Source organism: Citrobacter sp. RHB20-C16 (assembly GCF_013890155.1).
Taxonomy (GTDB): Bacteria; Pseudomonadota; Gammaproteobacteria; order Enterobacterales; family Enterobacteriaceae; genus Citrobacter_A; species Citrobacter_A amalonaticus.
Genome location: NZ_CP057630.1, coordinates 1,012,142 through 1,028,353, shown reverse-complemented (window position 1 = coordinate 1,028,353; position 16,212 = coordinate 1,012,142). Strand labels below are relative to the sequence as shown.

Sequence of the window (16,212 nt, the reverse complement as noted above, 5' to 3'; positions counted from 1 at the left end):
GTGTTGAAAAAATGTCTTCCCCTTTTACTCCTGTGCGCAGCGCCTGCCTTCGCAAAACCGGTTCTCACCGTCTACACCTACGACTCGTTCGCCGCAGACTGGGGCCCTGGCCCGGCGGTGAAAAAAGCCTTTGAAGCCGACTGCAACTGTGAACTGAAGCTGGTGGCGCTGGAAGATGGCGTGTCGTTACTTAATCGCCTGCGAATGGAAGGGAAAAACAGCAAGGCCGACGTGGTGCTGGGACTGGATAACAACCTGCTTGAAGCGGCGACGCAAACCCAATTGTTCACGAAAAGCGGTGTCGCCAGCGAGGCGGTCAATGTCCCAGGCGGCTGGAAGAATGACACCTTCGTCCCGTTTGATTACGGCTACTTCGCTTTCGTGTATGACAAAAACAAACTGAAAAACCCACCGAAAAGCCTGAAGGAGCTGGTCGAGAGCGATCAGAAATGGCGGGTGATTTATCAGGATCCGCGCACCAGTACGCCAGGACTTGGGCTGATGCTGTGGATGCAGAAAGTGTATGGCGATAAAACGCCGCAAGCGTGGCAGAAGCTGGCGGCCAAAACCGTCACTGTCACCAAAGGCTGGAGCGAAGCTTATGGCCTGTTCCTGAAAGGTGAAAGCGATCTGGTGCTGAGCTACACCACCTCTCCGGCGTATCACATCATCGAAGAGAAAAAAGAGAACTACGTGGCGGCCAACTTTAGCGAAGGCCATTACCTGCAGGTGGAGGTCGCCGCGCGTACTGCAGCCAGTAAGCAGCCTGAGCTGGCAGAAAAGTTCCTCAAATTCATGGTGTCACCCGCGTTCCAGAATGCTATCCCGACCGGCAACTGGATGTATCCGGTGGCAAATGTCACCCTGCCTGCCGGATTTGAACAACTGACTCAACCCGCAACGACCCTGGAATTCACGTCAGCGGAAGTGGCAGCACAACGCCAGGCATGGATTAGCGAATGGCAACGCGCCGTCAGCCGTTAATTGCCGGCTGGCTGATCCCAGGCCTTTGTGCCGCCACGTTGATGGTGACGGTGGCGCTGGCCGCATTTCTGGCATTGTGGTTCAACGCGCCGCAGGCGGCGTGGTCCTCGCTGTGGCAGGACAGCTACCTGTGGCACGTGGTGCGTTTTTCCTTCTGGCAGGCCTTCCTGTCGGCGGTGCTTTCTGTTGTTCCAGCCATCTTCCTTGCCCGTGCACTGTACCGACGCCGTTTTCCGGGGCGTCTGGCCCTGCTGCGCCTGTGCGCCATGACGTTGATCCTCCCCGTGCTGGTTGCGGTGTTTGGTATTCTCAGCGTCTATGGACGCCAGGGGTGGCTGGCTTCGCTCTGGCACGTGCTTGGACTGGAGTGGACCTTCTCGCCTTACGGGTTGCAGGGCATCCTGCTGGCTCACATCTTTTTTAATCTGCCGATGGCAAGCCGCCTGCTGTTGCAGTCGCTGGAGAATATCCCTGGCGAGCAGCGTCAGCTTGCCGCCCAACTGGGTATCCGCGGTTGGCAGTTCTTCCGCTTTGTCGAGTGGCCATGGCTGCGTCGCCAAATCCCACCGGTCACTGCGCTGATTTTTATGCTCTGTTTTGCCAGTTTCGCCACCGTGCTGTCGCTGGGCGGCGGACCGCAGGCGACCACCATTGAGCTGGCGATTTATCAGGCGCTGAATTTCGACTACGATCCTGCCCGTGCCGCCATGCTGGCGCTGATCCAGATGGTGTGCTGTCTGGCGCTGGTGCTCCTCAGTCAACGATTGAGTAAAGCTATTGCTCCCGGCACAACCCTGGTTCAGGGATGGCGCGATCCGGACGATCGGCTGCACAGCCGTTTAACCGATGCCCTGCTGATCGTCCTCGCGCTGCTGCTGTTGCTTCCACCGTTGTTGGCGGTGATGGTCGACGGGGTGAATCGCCATCTGCTGGACGTGCTCGCGCAGCCCATTTTGTGGCAGGCGGTGTGGACTTCGCTACGTATTGCGCTGGCAGCGGGTCTGCTGTGCGTGATCCTGACGATGATGCTGCTGTGGAGCAGCCGCGAACTGCGCGCCCGTCAGCAGTTGTTGGCAGGACAAGCGCTTGAGCTAAGCGGGATGCTTATTCTGGCGATGCCAGGCATCGTGCTGGCCACCGGCTTCTTCCTGTTGCTCAACAACAGCATCGGCCTGCCGGAGTCCGCTGACAGCATCGTGATTTTCACCAATGCGCTGATGGCCATTCCCTACGCGCTGAAAGTGCTGGAAAACCCGATGCGCGATATTACCGCCCGCTACACCATGCTGTGTCAGTCGCTGGGGATTGAAGGCTGGCAGCGGCTAAAAGTGGTAGAACTGCGGGCATTGAAGCGTCCGCTGGCGCAGGCGCTGGCCTTTGCCTGTGTGCTGTCTATCGGCGATTTTGGCGTGGTGGCGCTGTTCGGCAACGATGATTTCCGCACCCTGCCGTTTTATCTGTATCAGCAAATTGGCTCTTACCGCAGTCAGGACGGTGCCGTCACTGCGCTCTTATTGCTGATCCTGTGCTTTATTTTATTTACCGTTATTGAGACGTTACCGGGGCGAAATGTTAAGACTGACTGATATCACCTGGCTCTACCACCATTTGCCCATGCGCTTTACGCTGTCCGTGGCGCGCGGTGAACAGGTGGCGATTCTGGGGCCAAGCGGCGCAGGGAAAAGTACGTTACTGAGTCTGATTGCCGGTTTTCTCACGCCTGCCCGCGGCACCCTGTTGATCGAAGGGGAAGACCACACCACCACGCCGCCATCACGTCGTCCGGTTTCGATGTTGTTTCAGGAGAACAATCTGTTCAGCCATCTAAACGTTGAGCAAAACATCGGTCTGGGGTTGGATCCAGGACTGAAATTAAGCGCCGAACAGAAAGAGAAGCGCCTGCATATCGCGCAACAAATGGGGATCGAGACGCTGATGGCCCGCCTGCCCGGAGAGCTTTCCGGCGGTCAACGCCAGCGTGTAGCACTGGCGCGCTGTCTGGTGCGCGAACAGCCGATCCTGCTGCTTGACGAGCCCTTTTCAGCCCTCGATCCCGCGCTACGCCAGGAGATGCTGACCCTGGTAAGCGATATCTGCCATGCCCGGCAACTGACGCTACTGATGGTGTCGCACAGTGTCGAAGATGCGGCGCGCATTGCCCCGCGCTCTGTCGTCGTGGCCGACGGTCGCATCGCGTGGCAGGGCGAAACGGATGAATTGCTGAGCGGTAAAGCCAGCGCCTCAGCGCTGTTGGGGATTAAAAAATAATGGATTACCGGATGGCGCTTACGCTTATCCGGCAGGAATATCAGTAGCCCACCACTTTTTGCAGAATATCGAGATACATCGGCATCAGCGGGTGGCGAAGCAACGTCACCAGCGCAACAATCCCCATCCCCAGCACGATCGGCGCCAGCCAGAGCAGGCGTCTTTTTGGCAGGTAATGCGTTAAGCGGTCCGTCGCGGCTTTTCCACTACGCCACAGGCGCCAGCACAGCCAGCCACCGAACCACAGCAGGATGGCTGTCGCCAGCAGCAGCCACTTAAACTCGCCACTTTGCATACCCGCCGGAATATCAATTGCCGCACCAGCCAGAATCCCCGGCAGAAAATAAAATGGCGGCCAGAGCAGGCAGCCAATAATGTTGGGCGTGATGAATTTCGCCACCGGCAGATCGAGCATTCCGGCGACCATCGGCACCAGCGGGCGCGTTGGACCAACAAAGCGTCCCACCAGAATCGTGAACATACTGTGCTGATGCAGTGCGTGCTCGGTTTTATCGAGCAGCGCTTTGTTCTTTTTCATGAACGACCAGCGGTGCAGCGGTTTTTTGAAGCGCCAGCCCAGCCAGAACGAGATCCAGTCGCCAAGCAGACAGCCGATAATTCCCGCCAGCCATGCATGCCAGAAGTTGAGTTCCCCGCTGCCGATCAGAGCACCCAGCCCGGCCATCAATACCGTTCCCGGTAAAATCAACCCCACCAGCGCCAGCGATTCCAGGAAGGCCACCAGCGCCACAGCAATCAAAGCGTACATGGCGGACTGGAGAATAAAGTGTTCCAGCAATGCTTGCATAATGCGTCCGTCAGTTTTACGAAACAGGGATTCTGCAAACCCATCCCTGCGACGTCAAGCGACCAATCATCTGAATAGTTACAGGTTATGACATCTTCACGGGCACATCATTCACTTTTTCTTCACAACCGCACGACGGCATGCTGTAAGGCCAGGCATTTGAGTCATCTCACGGTTTCGTAGTATTCCAGTTCAAGGGCATCCCTTTTTTGGTGTACACAATACCGTTGGTAGTTATCAGCGTAATCACGCTGATCGTGATACACCCACAAACAATTATATTTCACAGAAGGACTTAATTGCTGCAAAAAATCTAATAAACATTTTTTTTTAGCAATAATATCATTAATATTGCTCCACTTTATGACAACATAGGTATGTTGATCATCCAGGTCATAATAATGTTCATATTCAACTTCTTTTGATAGTTGTGGTACCTTTTTCAGAATATCAGGGGTATATAACCAGTAAGAAATAATGTCATCACGTCTGTAATGATGATCCCCTGACATCAGAGCAAAACAACCAAAGAAGACGATAAAAGGGAACAGAAGCAATGACAATAATAGTAAAATCCATTTTTTCATGTTCACCATTGCCTCTGTGGTGAGTGAGAGTGAAGAAGAAAAAAAGTGGACGTTCAAAGGGAGAGTCAGCATAATTTGTCGTATCAGATACTGACACTGAACCATAAAGCTCATGGTTTATCCTGTCTTTGTTCTTAAAAAAACCATTGACAGGACTATTATGAAACTGATTATATAATACACCGGGAAATGAACCATCCAGAGGTTTTATATAACTTAACCATTCTGGAAGAAGTTTTTTGATAGGTTCACCATATTTAAATGGTGATATCGTCGAAAATAGTTTGGGCGAAAACTCTTTATTCTTAAAAGTACCTATCGGATCATGAGCATCCCATATTTGTATGGCTGTTTCATAGGATACGGGGTTCGCCAGCCAAAGTGGATCTGGGCCAGTGCCAAAAACACGATAAAAACCAACTAAATCAGAAAGTAAGTCCTCAACGCTAAAACCACTATCGGTATACCAGTTGAAGAGAATTGAGTCTTGCCATGCTTCAAATCTTTTTGCAGTTCCATACATAATGGTTAAGGCAACCTTTGCCTTAAGGGCAGGAGAAAGGCATGAGCGAACCATAACCTGCGTATGTACACCAGTATGAAAATTCAGGTCAACACCAAATAATCTTCTCCTTACTTCCATTTCCTGGTAATAATTTACCGGGAAGTACCAGTCATTGAATTTTTCATAGTATTTAGCAAAATGTTCTTGTTCCAGTTTTCTCTTTAACACTCTGGCATCATTCCCTTGCGCATGACCTAAATCAATCCATCCCAATTCCTCAGTATAAACAAGCCCATAATTTTTTGTTGTGGCAAACATACCATCAGTAATATCCATACGCTTACTCATCTGATACCTCCTTATATGAAAATTTTTATAGCAGATGAAGTTTTACAGAACAAATACAATGTTCTTATTTTTTATAGCGAACGATACACGAAATATATTATTCACAACCGGCACGGAACTCGCTCGGACTGGCACCAGTACATTTTTTAAAGACGCGGGAGAAATAGAGCTGGTCGTCGAACCCGACATTGCGTCCAACGGTAGCAATCGGCATGCGTGTTGTACTGAGCAGCAGCTTCGCCTGGCTGATCCGCTGATCCTCACGCCAGCTCAACACGCTGATACCCAACTGTTGACGGAACAGGTGCGACAGGCGCGATGGCGACAGGCAGACATGCTGAGCAACGCTGGCAATATCGAAGTGGCTGTCCGCCAGATGATCGCTGATGTACTGACAGGCATCGCGCACGCGGTTATCCATCGGCGGATGCAGCGAAGCGTTGATCGCCTCCATGCGCCTCAGCAGTAACTGCTCCAGCAGGTTGATCGCCAGCAGTTCAGAGTAGCGCCCTTCCCCCTGTCCGGCGTGAATAATCTGGCCGAACAGCTCATTAAAGTGCGGCTGATGCGCTTCGTCCGGACGGAAAAAACCGGTCTGCGCAAAAATGGACGGCCAGGTGAGCCACTCCTGCCAGTAGGCGCGGGGACGAAAGTAAACCCACTGGTGATACCACTCGCTGGCATCCGGATGGCGTCCGTAGTGATGAATTTCACCCGGCGGGAACAACAAAATGTCACCGGGTCGGCAGACAAACTCCCGCCCCTGATTTTTAATCACCCCTTCCCCCCGAATCGTGAGGTTAAGGATATAGCCTTTCATCCCCAACGGCCTGTCGATAAAAAAATCCAGATATCCGTTGGCGTCTATCGGCGTTAAACCGGCGACCAGATGCGCGTTAAACGAGTACCCTGGCAGGAGAGGGTCATTTTGCGGTTCAGCCATAATTTCACGACTCCCGAGGTTCAGTGAGGAAACAAATTGTCCATATTACGCAGGACAGTATGGTTTGCGTCCTGCCTTGTTGCCGCACCATCACGGGCGGACCCATCAACCCCGCTTGTGAAAAGCATTATGTCACGACTCAGTACGATGACTGCCACAAAAACGGGTAACAAAAGTGTCTATAACCAGAGCAGAAATGTCCACATTGATTATTTGCACGGCGTCACACTTTGCGATGCCATAGCATTTTAATCCATAAGATTAGCGGATCCTACCTGACGGTTTTTATCCCCACTCACTACTGTTTCTCCATACCCGTATTTCTGGATGGAGCAAGAGGATGGCAATTGCAATTGGCCTCGATTTTGGCAGTGATTCTGTGCGCGCGCTGGCTGTGGAATGCGCCACCGGCGAAGAGATCGCCACCAGCGTTGAGTGGTACCCGCGCTGGCAGGAAGGACGTTTTTGTGACGCCCCGAACAACCGGTTCCGCCATCATCCCCGCGACTACATGGAGTCGATGGAAGCCGCACTGAAAAGCGTATTGGCGGAACTCAGCGCGGCGCAACGTGCCGAGGTCGTTGGGATTGGCGTCGACAGTACGGGCTCAACGCCAGCGCCGATTGACGCCGATGGCAACGTGCTGGCACTCCGGGAAGAGTTCGCGGAAAACCCAAACGCGATGTTCGTCCTGTGGAAAGACCACACGTCAGTGGAAGAAGCCGAAGCCATTACCCGTCTGTGCCATACGCCGGGCAACGTCGATTACTCCCGTTACATCGGCGGCATTTACTCCAGCGAATGGTTCTGGGCCAAGATCCTTCATGTCACCCGCGAAGACCGCGCAGTTGCCCAGGCTGCCGTCTCGTGGGTTGAGCTGTGCGACTGGGTGCCAGCCCTCCTTTCTGGTACTACGCGCCCGCAGGATATCCGCCGGGGTCGTTGCAGCGCCGGGCACAAATCATTATGGCATGAAAGCTGGGGCGGTCTGCCGCCTGCCAGTTTCTTCGATGAGCTCGATCCGCTGATTAACCAGCATTTGCAATACCCCCTGTTCACCGACACGTTCACTGCCGATCTGCCAGTTGGTACGCTGTGCGCCGAGTGGGCGCAGCGCCTTGGTCTGCCGGAGAACGTCGTCATCTCTGGCGGCGCGTTCGACTGCCACATGGGTGCCGTCGGCGCGGGCGCACAGCCCAATGCGCTGGTGAAAGTCATTGGAACCTCCACCTGCGACATCCTGATTGCGGACAAACAGAGCGTCGGCGAGCGCGCCGTGAAAGGCATTTGTGGGCAAGTCGATGGCAGTGTGGTCCCCGGTTTTATCGGTCTGGAGGCCGGACAGTCTGCCTTTGGCGATATCTACGCGTGGTTTGGTCGCATTCTCGGCTGGCCGCTGGAGCAACTCGCCGCGCAGCATCCGGAACTGAAAGCGCAGATCAGCGCCAGCCAAAAACAACTGCTGCCCGCGCTGACCGACGCCTGGGCGAAAAACCCATCGCTGGATCACCTGCCGGTGGTGCTTGACTGGTTTAACGGCCGCCGCACGCCGAACGCAAACCAGCGTCTGAAAGGGGTGGTGACCGATCTGAATCTGGCCACGGATGCCCCGGCGCTGTTCGGCGGTCTGATAGCCGCAACCGCCTTTGGCGCAAGAGCCATTATGGAATGCTTTACCGAACAAGGTATTGCGGTTAACAACGTCATGGCGCTGGGCGGCATCGCCAGGAAAAACAAGGTCATTATGCAGGCCTGCTGCGATGTCCTGAACCGTCCGCTACAAATCGTCGCCTCCGATCAGTGCTGTGCGCTGGGCGCGGCTATCTTTGCCGCCGTGGCTGCCGGGGTGCATGCCGATATTCCTGCGGCGCAGCAGAAAATGGCCAGCGCGGTGGAAAACACGCTGCAACCTCGCCCCGACCAGGCACAACGTTTCGAACAGCTTTATCGCCGCTACCAGCAGTGGGCGGTAAGCGCTGAGCAACATTATCTTCCGACTGCCACCCCGGTTAATACTGCGCCGGCTGACCAGGCAACCCTGACTCACTAAGGACACGACAATGACTATTTTTGATAACTATGAAGTGTGGTTTGTAATTGGCAGCCAGCATTTGTACGGCCCTGAGACGCTGCGTCAGGTTACTCAGCACGCGGAGCACGTCGTCAAAGCGCTGAATACCGAAGCGAAACTACCCTGCAAGCTGGTGTTAAAACCACTGGGGACCACACCGGATGAAATCACCGCCATTTGCCGTGACGCGAACTATGACGATCGTTGTGCGGGTCTGGTGGTCTGGCTGCATACCTTCTCTCCAGCCAAAATGTGGATCAACGGCCTGACTATCCTCAATAAACCGCTGCTGCAATTCCACACCCAGTTCAATGCGGCCCTTCCGTGGGACAGCATCGACATGGACTTTATGAACCTCAACCAGACTGCGCACGGCGGTCGTGAGTTCGGCTTTATCGGCGCACGCATGCGCCAGCAACATGCGGTAGTCACCGGTCACTGGCAGGATCAACAGGCTCATGCCCGTATCGGTTCCTGGATGCGTCATGCGGTGTCGAAACAGGATACCCGTCATCTGAAAGTGTGCCGCTTTGGCGACAACATGCGTGAAGTGGCGGTTACCGATGGCGATAAAGTCGCCGCGCAGATCAAGTTCGGCTTCTCGGTCAACACCTGGGCAGTGGGCGATCTGGTGCAGGTGGTGAATTCCATCAGCGACGGCGACATCAATGCCCTGATTGACGAATACGAAAATAGCTACACCCTGACCGCCGCCACTCAGGTTCACGGTGAAAAACGCCAGAACGTGCTGGAAGCGGCGCGTATTGAACTGGGTATGAAGCGCTTTCTGGAGCAGGGCAGCTTCCACGCCTTCACGACCACCTTTGAAGATTTGCACGGTCTGAAACAGCTTCCGGGTCTGGCCGTACAACGCCTGATGCAGCAGGGCTATGGCTTTGCTGGCGAAGGCGACTGGAAAACTGCCGCTCTGCTTCGCATCATGAAAGTGATGTCAACCGGTCTGCAGGGCGGCACCTCCTTTATGGAGGATTACACCTATCACTTCGAGAAAGGCAACGATCTGGTGCTCGGCTCCCACATGCTGGAAGTGTGTCCGTCGATCGCGGTGGACGAAAAACCGATCCTTGATGTTCAGCATCTCGGCATTGGCGGTAAAGACGATCCTGCCCGTCTGATCTTCAATACGCAGACCGGTCCGGCGATCGTGGCCAGCCTGATCGACCTAGGCGATCGCTATCGTCTGCTGGTCAACTGCATCGACACCGTGAAAACCCCGCATGCGCTGCCGAAACTGCCGGTCGCCAACGCGCTGTGGAAAGCCCAACCGGACCTGCCGACCGCGTCTGAAGCGTGGATCCTGGCCGGTGGCGCGCACCATACCGTCTTCAGCCATGCGCTGGATCTCAACGACATGCGTCAGTTCGCCGAAATGCACGATATCGAAATCACCGTGATTGATAACGATACCCGCCTGCCCGCCTTCAAGGACGCGCTGCGCTGGAACGACATGTATTACGGCTTTAAACGTTAAGCAAAGCGCCATCAGGCAGGGAGAAAAACATGCTAGAAGATCTCAAACGCCAGGTACTGGCAGCGAATCTGGCGCTGCCAAAGCACAACCTGGTCACGCTCACCTGGGGGAACGTCAGTGCCGTCGATCGCGACCACGGCGTCTTTGTCATTAAACCTTCCGGCGTGGATTACAGCGTGATGACCGCTGACGATATGGTGGTTGTCAGCATCGCGACGGGTGAAGTGATTGAAGGTCAGAAAAAGCCCTCGTCCGATACGCCGACGCATCGTCTGCTGTACCAGGCTTTTCCCACCATTGGTGGTATTGTGCATACCCATTCGCGCCACGCGACCATCTGGGCGCAGGCCGGACAGTCCATTCCGGCAACGGGCACCACGCATGCCGACTATTTCTACGGCCCCATCCCTTGCACCCGCAAAATGACCAGCCACGAGATCAACGGCGAGTATGAATGGGAAACCGGCAAGGTGATCGTCGAAACCTTTAAGATGCATGGAATAGACGCCGCGCAAATGCCAGGCGTACTGGTGCATTCACACGGTCCCTTTGCGTGGGGGAAAAATGCCGAAGACGCGGTGCATAACGCCATCGTCTTAGAAGAGGTTGCCTACATGGGCATTTTCTGCCGCCAGCTCGCGCCACAGTTACCCGAGATGCAGCAAACGTTGCTGGATAAGCATTACCTGCGCAAGCACGGAGCGAAAGCCTATTACGGGCAGTAGCAGCGCCAATAACTGTATAAAACCCCAGCGCAACACGTTGAACCAGGCTATAATCATGCCTGGTTTTTTTGATGGATAAACAGCGTGGCGCAGGCAGGTTTTATCTTAACCCGGCACTGGCGGGATACGTCGCAGGGAACTGAAGTCTCCTTCTGGCTGGCAACAGACAGCGGGCCTTTGCAGGTCACGCTTGCGCCGCAGGAGTCCGTTGCGTTTATCCCTACCGCGCTAACCGCCCGCGTCACGTCGTTATTAAGCAGTGAAAATGGTTATCGTCTGACGCCGCTCAACCTCAAAGATTTTCATCGTCAGCCGGTTTCGGGTCTTTACTGCCGTTCGCATCGCCAGTTGATGCGACTGGAAAAGCTGTTGCGTGAGAATGGCGTGACGGTTTATGAAGGCGATGTCCGCCCGCCTGAACGCTATCTGATGGAACGCTTTATCACCTCGCCAGTGTGGGTCGAAGGTGAGACGCGCAACGGTGCGATCGTCAATGCGCGATTAAAGCCCCATCCCGACTATCGTCCACCGCTCAAATGGTTGTCTCTGGACATTGAAACCACCCGCCACGGCGAGTTGTACTGCATTGGGCTTGAAGGCTGCGGGCAGCGCATTGTCTATATGCTCGGCCCCGAAAATGGCGATTCAGCAGCGCTCGATTTCCAGCTTGAGTACGTCAACAGCCGCCCACAACTGTTGGAAAAGCTTAACGAGTGGGTTGCCCGCCACGATCCCGACCTCATCATCGGCTGGAATCTGGTGCAGTTCGACCTGCGCGTGTTGCAAAAACATGCTGAGCGCTACCGTATCCCGCTGCGTTTTGGCCGCGATAACAGCGAACTCGAGTGGCGTGAGCACGGTTTTAAAAATGGCGTTTTTTTCGCCCAGGCGAAAGGTCGGCTGATCGTTGACGGCATTGAGGCGCTGAAGTCTGCCTTCTGGAATTTCTCGTCGTTTTCGCTGGAGACCGTTTCGCAAGAACTGCTGGGGGAAGGTAAATCGATCGATAATCCCTGGGATCGCATGGATGAGATCGACAGACGTTTTGCCGAAGATAAACCCGCGCTCGCCACCTACAATCTGAAAGATTGCGAGCTGGTGACACGAGTCTTTCATAAAACCGAGATCGTGCCGTTCCTGTTAGAACGATCCACGGTTAACGGATTACCAGTCGATCGTCACGGCGGTTCGGTCGCCGCGTTTGGCCATCTCTATTTTCCACGTATGCATCGCGCCGGTTACGTTGCGCCGAACCTTGGTGAAGTACCACCCCACGCCAGCCCCGGCGGTTACGTGATGGATTCGCGTCCCGGCTTGTATGATTCGGTGCTGGTGCTGGATTACAAAAGCCTGTACCCCTCGATCATTCGCACCTTTTTGATCGACCCAGTCGGACTGGTGGAAGGGATGGCGCACCCGGATCCCGAACACAGCACCGAAGGATTTCTCGACGCCTGGTTCTCGCGGGAAAAACACTGCCTGCCAGAGATCGTGACGTCGATCTGGCAGGGGCGTGACGACGCCAAACGGCACGGTAATAAACCGCTTTCTCAGGCGCTGAAGATCATCATGAATGCCTTTTACGGTGTGCTCGGCACGACGGCCTGCCGCTTTTTCGATCCGCGCCTGGCGTCGTCGATCACCATGCGCGGTCACGCGATCATGCGTCAGACCAAAGCGCTCATTGAAGCCCAGGGCTATGACGTGATTTATGGCGACACCGACTCCACCTTCGTCTGGCTGAAGCGCGCCCACACAGAAGAGGAAGCGGCGAAAATTGGTCGCGCGTTAGTGGCACACGTCAACGCCTGGTGGACGCAATCGCTTCAGGAGAAGAACCTTACCAGCGCGCTGGAACTGGAGTATGAAACGCATTTCTGCCGCTTTCTGATGCCCACCATTCGTGGCGCGGATACCGGCAGCAAAAAACGCTACGCGGGTTTGATTCAGGAAGGAGAAAACCAGCGGATGGTGTTTAAAGGGCTGGAAACCGTGCGTACCGACTGGACACCGCTGGCGCAGCAGTTCCAGCAAGAATTGTATCTGCGCATATTTCGTCACGAACCGTATCAGGATTACGTACGTGAAACCATTGATCGGCTGATGGCGGGCGAACTGGACGAGCGTCTGGTCTATCGCAAGCGTCTGCGTCGACCATTAAGCGAGTACCAGCGCAACGTTCCGCCACACGTACGCGCCGCCAGACTGGCTGATGAAGAAAACCTGAAGCGGGGACGCCCGGCGCAGTACCAGAACCGCGGCACCATTCACTATGTCTGGACCCTGAACGGCCCAGAGCCAAAGGATTATCAACACTCGCCGCTGGATTACGAGCATTACCTGACGCGACAGCTCCAGCCCGTCGCGGAAGGAATTCTTCCCTTCATTGATGATAACTTTGCTACACTACTGACAGGCCAATTAGGGTTATTTTGACGCGTGACGAATCCATCGCCATCCATTACCATAGCGCCCTTTCCATTCCTGGACCCCATTTACCGTTCTGCCATAGCATCTCCCTGGCAGAGGGTGGTTATTGCCTGCAATTAAAGATATAGAGCCGAACAAATATGCCTTTTACACTTGGTCAACGCTGGATCAGCGATACAGAAAGCGAACTGGGACTTGGAACCGTTGTCGCCATGGATGCGCGCACCGTCACTTTGCTTTTCCCCTCCACCGGTGAAAACCGTCTGTATGCGCGCAGTGACTCCCCCGTGACCCGCGTGATGTTCAACCCTGGCGATACCATTACCAGCCATGAAGGCTGGCAGCTGCAAATCGATGAAGTAAAAGAAGAAAATGGTTTGCTTGCCTACATTGGCACCCGTCTTGATACCGAAGAAACCGGCGTCACGCTGCGTGAAGTCCTGCTCGACAGCAAACTGGCGTTCAGCAAACCGCAGGATCGCTTGTTTGCTGGTCAGATTGACCGCATGGATCGGTTTGCGCTGCGCTACCGCGCACGTAAATTTCAAAGTGAACAGTACCGCATGCCATGGAGCGGTCTGCGCGGCCAGCGCACCAGCCTGATCCCTCATCAGCTCAACATCGCCCACGATGTGGGTCGCCGTCATGCGCCGCGCGTACTGCTGGCAGATGAAGTGGGTCTGGGCAAAACCATTGAAGCCGGGATGATCCTGCATCAACAACTGCTTTCTGGCGCGGCAGAACGCGTGCTGATTATTGTGCCAGAAACCTTGCAGCATCAGTGGCTGGTCGAAATGCTGCGCCGTTTCAATCTGCGTTTCGCCCTGTTTGACGACGAACGCTACGCCGAAGCGCAGCACGATGCGTTTAACCCGTTCGAAACCGAACAACTGGTGATCTGTTCTCTGGACTTCGCCCGCCGTAACAAGCAGCGTCTGGAACACCTGTGCGATGCCGAATGGGATCTGCTGGTTGTCGATGAAGCCCACCACCTCGTCTGGAGCGAAGAGGCGCCGAGCCGTGAATATGTGGCGATAGAACAACTGGCGGAACGCGTGCCAGGCGTACTGTTGCTGACCGCCACCCCGGAACAACTGGGTATGGAAAGCCACTTTGCGCGTCTGCGCCTGCTGGATCCCAACCGTTTCCACGATTTCGCACAGTTTGTTGAAGAGCAGAAAAATTATCGCCCGGTTGCCGACGCCGTCGCTATGCTGCTGGCCGGTAACAAGCTCAGCAATGAAGAGCTCAACATGCTGGGCGAACTGATTGGCGAGCAGGATATTGAACCGCTGCTGCAAACGGCAAACAGCGACCGCGACGGTGCGCAGAACGCACGTCAGGAGCTGGTTTCCATGCTGATGGACCGCCACGGCACCAGCCGCGTGCTGTTCCGTAACACCCGTAACGGCGTAAAAGGCTTCCCGAAACGCGAACTGCACACCATTAAGCTGCCGCTGCCGACGCAGTATCAGACTGCCATTAAAGTGTCTGGCATCATGGGTGCCCGCAAAAACGCCGAAGACAGAGCGCGCGATATGCTCTATCCGGAACAGATTTATCAGGAATTTGAAGGGGATACCGGCACCTGGTGGAACTTCGACCCACGCGTTGAGTGGCTGATGGGCTACCTGACCAGCCATCGCTCACAGAAAGTGCTGGTGATCTGTGCGAAGGCGGCTACCGCCCTGCAGCTGGAGCAAGTGCTGCGCGAGCGCGAAGGTATCCGCGCGGCGGTCTTCCACGAAGGGATGTCGATTATCGAACGTGACCGCGCCGCCGCCTGGTTCGGCGAAGAGGACAGCGGTGCACAGGTGCTGCTGTGTTCAGAAATTGGCTCGGAAGGTCGTAACTTCCAGTTTGCCAGCAACCTGGTGATGTTCGACCTGCCATTTAACCCGGACCTGCTGGAACAACGTATTGGTCGTCTCGACCGCATCGGCCAGGCGCACGATATCCAAATCCATGTCCCGTATTTAGAGAAAACCGCCCAGTCGGTGCTGGTTCGCTGGTATCACGAAGGTCTGGATGCGTTCGAACATACCTGCCCGACCGGTCGTGCTATTTATGACACGGTTTACAGCAACCTGATTAACTACCTGGCGGCGCCCGAAGAGACCGATGGCTTTGAGGATCTGATCAAAAGCTGTCGCGAACAACACGAAGCGCTGAAAGCGCAGCTGGAACAGGGCCGCGACCGTCTGCTGGAGATCCACTCCAACGGCGGCGAAAAAGCGCAGCAACTGGCCGAAAGTATTGAAGAGCAGGACGACGACACCAGCCTTATCGCCTTTGCCATGAACCTGTTTGATATCGTGGGGATTAACCAGGACGATCGCGGTGAAAACCTGATTGTACTGACCCCATCCGATCACATGCTGGTGCCGGACTTCCCGGGGCTGCCGGAAGACGGTTGTACCATTACCTTTGAACGTGACGTGGCGCTGTCGCGTGAAGACGCGCAGTTTATTACCTGGGAACATCCGCTGATCCGTAACGGGCTGGATCTGATCCTCTCTGGTGATACCGGTAGCAGTACCATTTCCTTGTTGAAGAATAAGGCGCTGCCGGTCGGTACGCTGCTTCTGGAGCTGGTATACGTTGTGGAAGCCCAGGCACCGAAGCAGTTGCAGCTTAACCGCTTCCTGCCGCCGACGCCGGTGCGCATGCTGCTGGATAAAAACGGCAACAACCTCGCGGCGCAGGTGGAGTTTGAAACCTTCAACCGCCAGTTGAGTGCCGTAAACCGCCACACCGGCAGCAAACTGGTTAATGCGGTGCAGCAGGATGTTCATGCGATTCTGCAACTGGGTGAAGCGCAGGTTGAGAAGTCCGCCCGCGCCCTGATTGACGCGGCGCGTAATGAAGCGGATGAAAAACTGTCTGCAGAACTGTCGCGCCTGGAAGCGCTGCGCGCCGTCAACCCGAACATTCGTGATGATGAACTCGCGGCCATTGAAAGCAACCGTCAACAGGTGCTGGAAAGCCTGAATCAGGCAGGATGGCGTCTGGATGCGCTTCGTCTTATCGTCGTCACGCATCAGTAACGGA

At 55.1% G+C, this 16,212-nt stretch carries 11 protein-coding genes; 8 read left to right on the top strand and 3 right to left on the bottom strand.

What is annotated here, in order from left to right:
• The 3 genes from thiB to thiQ are packed head-to-tail and all read left to right on the top strand — an operon-like array spanning nucleotide 1 to nucleotide 3,252.
• Nucleotides 1-984, top strand: a complete 984-nt coding sequence (thiB, locus tag HVX64_RS05045; protein ID WP_044255518.1) for a thiamine ABC transporter substrate binding subunit — start codon at nucleotides 1-3, stop codon at nucleotides 982-984.
• Nucleotides 960-2,570, top strand: a complete 1,611-nt coding sequence (thiP, locus tag HVX64_RS05040; protein ID WP_044255520.1) for a thiamine/thiamine pyrophosphate ABC transporter permease ThiP — start codon at nucleotides 960-962, stop codon at nucleotides 2,568-2,570. The genes thiB and thiP overlap by 25 nt, the downstream gene beginning before the upstream one ends.
• Complete coding sequence (thiQ, locus tag HVX64_RS05035; protein ID WP_044255522.1) at nucleotides 2,554-3,252, top strand: thiamine ABC transporter ATP-binding protein ThiQ; 699 nt, start codon at nucleotides 2,554-2,556, stop codon at nucleotides 3,250-3,252. The genes thiP and thiQ overlap by 17 nt, the downstream gene beginning before the upstream one ends.
• A gap of 40 nt (nucleotides 3,253-3,292) precedes the next feature.
• Here the strand turns inward: thiQ and HVX64_RS05030 are convergent, their stop codons facing one another.
• The 3 genes from HVX64_RS05030 to araC form a co-directional block, all read right to left on the bottom strand.
• A complete protein-coding gene (locus HVX64_RS05030; protein WP_042997957.1) occupies nucleotides 3,293-4,060 on the bottom strand; it encodes a DedA family protein in 768 nt (255 codons plus the stop codon).
• A gap of 483 nt (nucleotides 4,061-4,543) precedes the next feature.
• The gene (locus HVX64_RS05025) at nucleotides 4,544-5,500 is read right to left on the bottom strand and encodes a hypothetical protein (protein ID WP_228530472.1); all 957 of its coding nucleotides are present in this window, start codon (nucleotides 5,498-5,500) and stop codon (nucleotides 4,544-4,546) included.
• 97 nt (nucleotides 5,501-5,597) lie between these two features.
• Nucleotides 5,598-6,443, bottom strand: a complete 846-nt coding sequence (araC, locus tag HVX64_RS05020) for an arabinose operon transcriptional regulator AraC (protein ID WP_044255526.1) — start codon at nucleotides 6,441-6,443, stop codon at nucleotides 5,598-5,600.
• Between the two features lie 340 nt (nucleotides 6,444-6,783).
• Between araC and araB the strand changes: the two genes are divergently transcribed.
• The 5 genes from araB (at nucleotide 6,784) to rapA (ending at nucleotide 16,208) form a co-directional block, all read left to right on the top strand.
• Nucleotides 6,784-8,493 (top strand): ribulokinase, encoded by a 1,710-nt coding sequence (gene araB / locus HVX64_RS05015; RefSeq protein WP_042997959.1) that lies wholly within the window; start codon nucleotides 6,784-6,786, stop codon nucleotides 8,491-8,493.
• A 10-nt stretch (nucleotides 8,494-8,503) separates the two neighbouring features.
• Nucleotides 8,504-10,006 carry an L-arabinose isomerase gene (gene araA, locus HVX64_RS05010; RefSeq protein ID WP_044255529.1) on the top strand — a complete coding sequence of 501 codons (1,503 nt, stop codon included), beginning with the start codon at nucleotides 8,504-8,506 and terminating at the stop codon, nucleotides 10,004-10,006.
• Between the two features lie 29 nt (nucleotides 10,007-10,035).
• Nucleotides 10,036-10,731 (top strand): L-ribulose-5-phosphate 4-epimerase, encoded by a 696-nt coding sequence (gene araD / locus HVX64_RS05005; RefSeq protein WP_044255532.1) that lies wholly within the window; start codon nucleotides 10,036-10,038, stop codon nucleotides 10,729-10,731.
• An 84-nt stretch (nucleotides 10,732-10,815) separates the two neighbouring features.
• Complete coding sequence (polB, locus tag HVX64_RS05000; RefSeq protein ID WP_044255535.1) at nucleotides 10,816-13,167, top strand: DNA polymerase II; 2,352 nt, start codon at nucleotides 10,816-10,818, stop codon at nucleotides 13,165-13,167.
• Between the two features lie 134 nt (nucleotides 13,168-13,301).
• Nucleotides 13,302-16,208, top strand: a complete 2,907-nt coding sequence (rapA, locus tag HVX64_RS04995; protein WP_044255538.1) for an RNA polymerase-associated protein RapA — start codon at nucleotides 13,302-13,304, stop codon at nucleotides 16,206-16,208.
• Nucleotides 16,209-16,212: the final 4 nt, after the last annotated feature.

What these genes read in the sequence shown, in the direction of transcription:
- thiP (WP_044255520.1), top strand. Translation starts at nt 960, where the DNA reads ATGGCAACGCGCCGTCAGCCGTTAATTGCCGGCTGGCTGATCCCAGGC.
- thiQ (WP_044255522.1), top strand. Translation starts at nt 2,554, where the DNA reads ATGTTAAGACTGACTGATATCACCTGGCTCTACCACCATTTGCCCATG.
- HVX64_RS05030 (WP_042997957.1), bottom strand. Translation starts at nt 4,060, where the DNA reads ATGCAAGCATTGCTGGAACACTTTATTCTCCAGTCCGCCATGTACGCT.
- HVX64_RS05025 (WP_228530472.1), bottom strand. Translation starts at nt 5,500, where the DNA reads ATGAGTAAGCGTATGGATATTACTGATGGTATGTTTGCCACAACAAAA.
- araC (WP_044255526.1), bottom strand. Translation starts at nt 6,443, where the DNA reads ATGGCTGAACCGCAAAATGACCCTCTCCTGCCAGGGTACTCGTTTAAC.
- araB (WP_042997959.1), top strand. Translation starts at nt 6,784, where the DNA reads ATGGCAATTGCAATTGGCCTCGATTTTGGCAGTGATTCTGTGCGCGCG.
- araA (WP_044255529.1), top strand. Translation starts at nt 8,504, where the DNA reads ATGACTATTTTTGATAACTATGAAGTGTGGTTTGTAATTGGCAGCCAG.
- araD (WP_044255532.1), top strand. Translation starts at nt 10,036, where the DNA reads ATGCTAGAAGATCTCAAACGCCAGGTACTGGCAGCGAATCTGGCGCTG.
- rapA (WP_044255538.1), top strand. Translation starts at nt 13,302, where the DNA reads ATGCCTTTTACACTTGGTCAACGCTGGATCAGCGATACAGAAAGCGAA.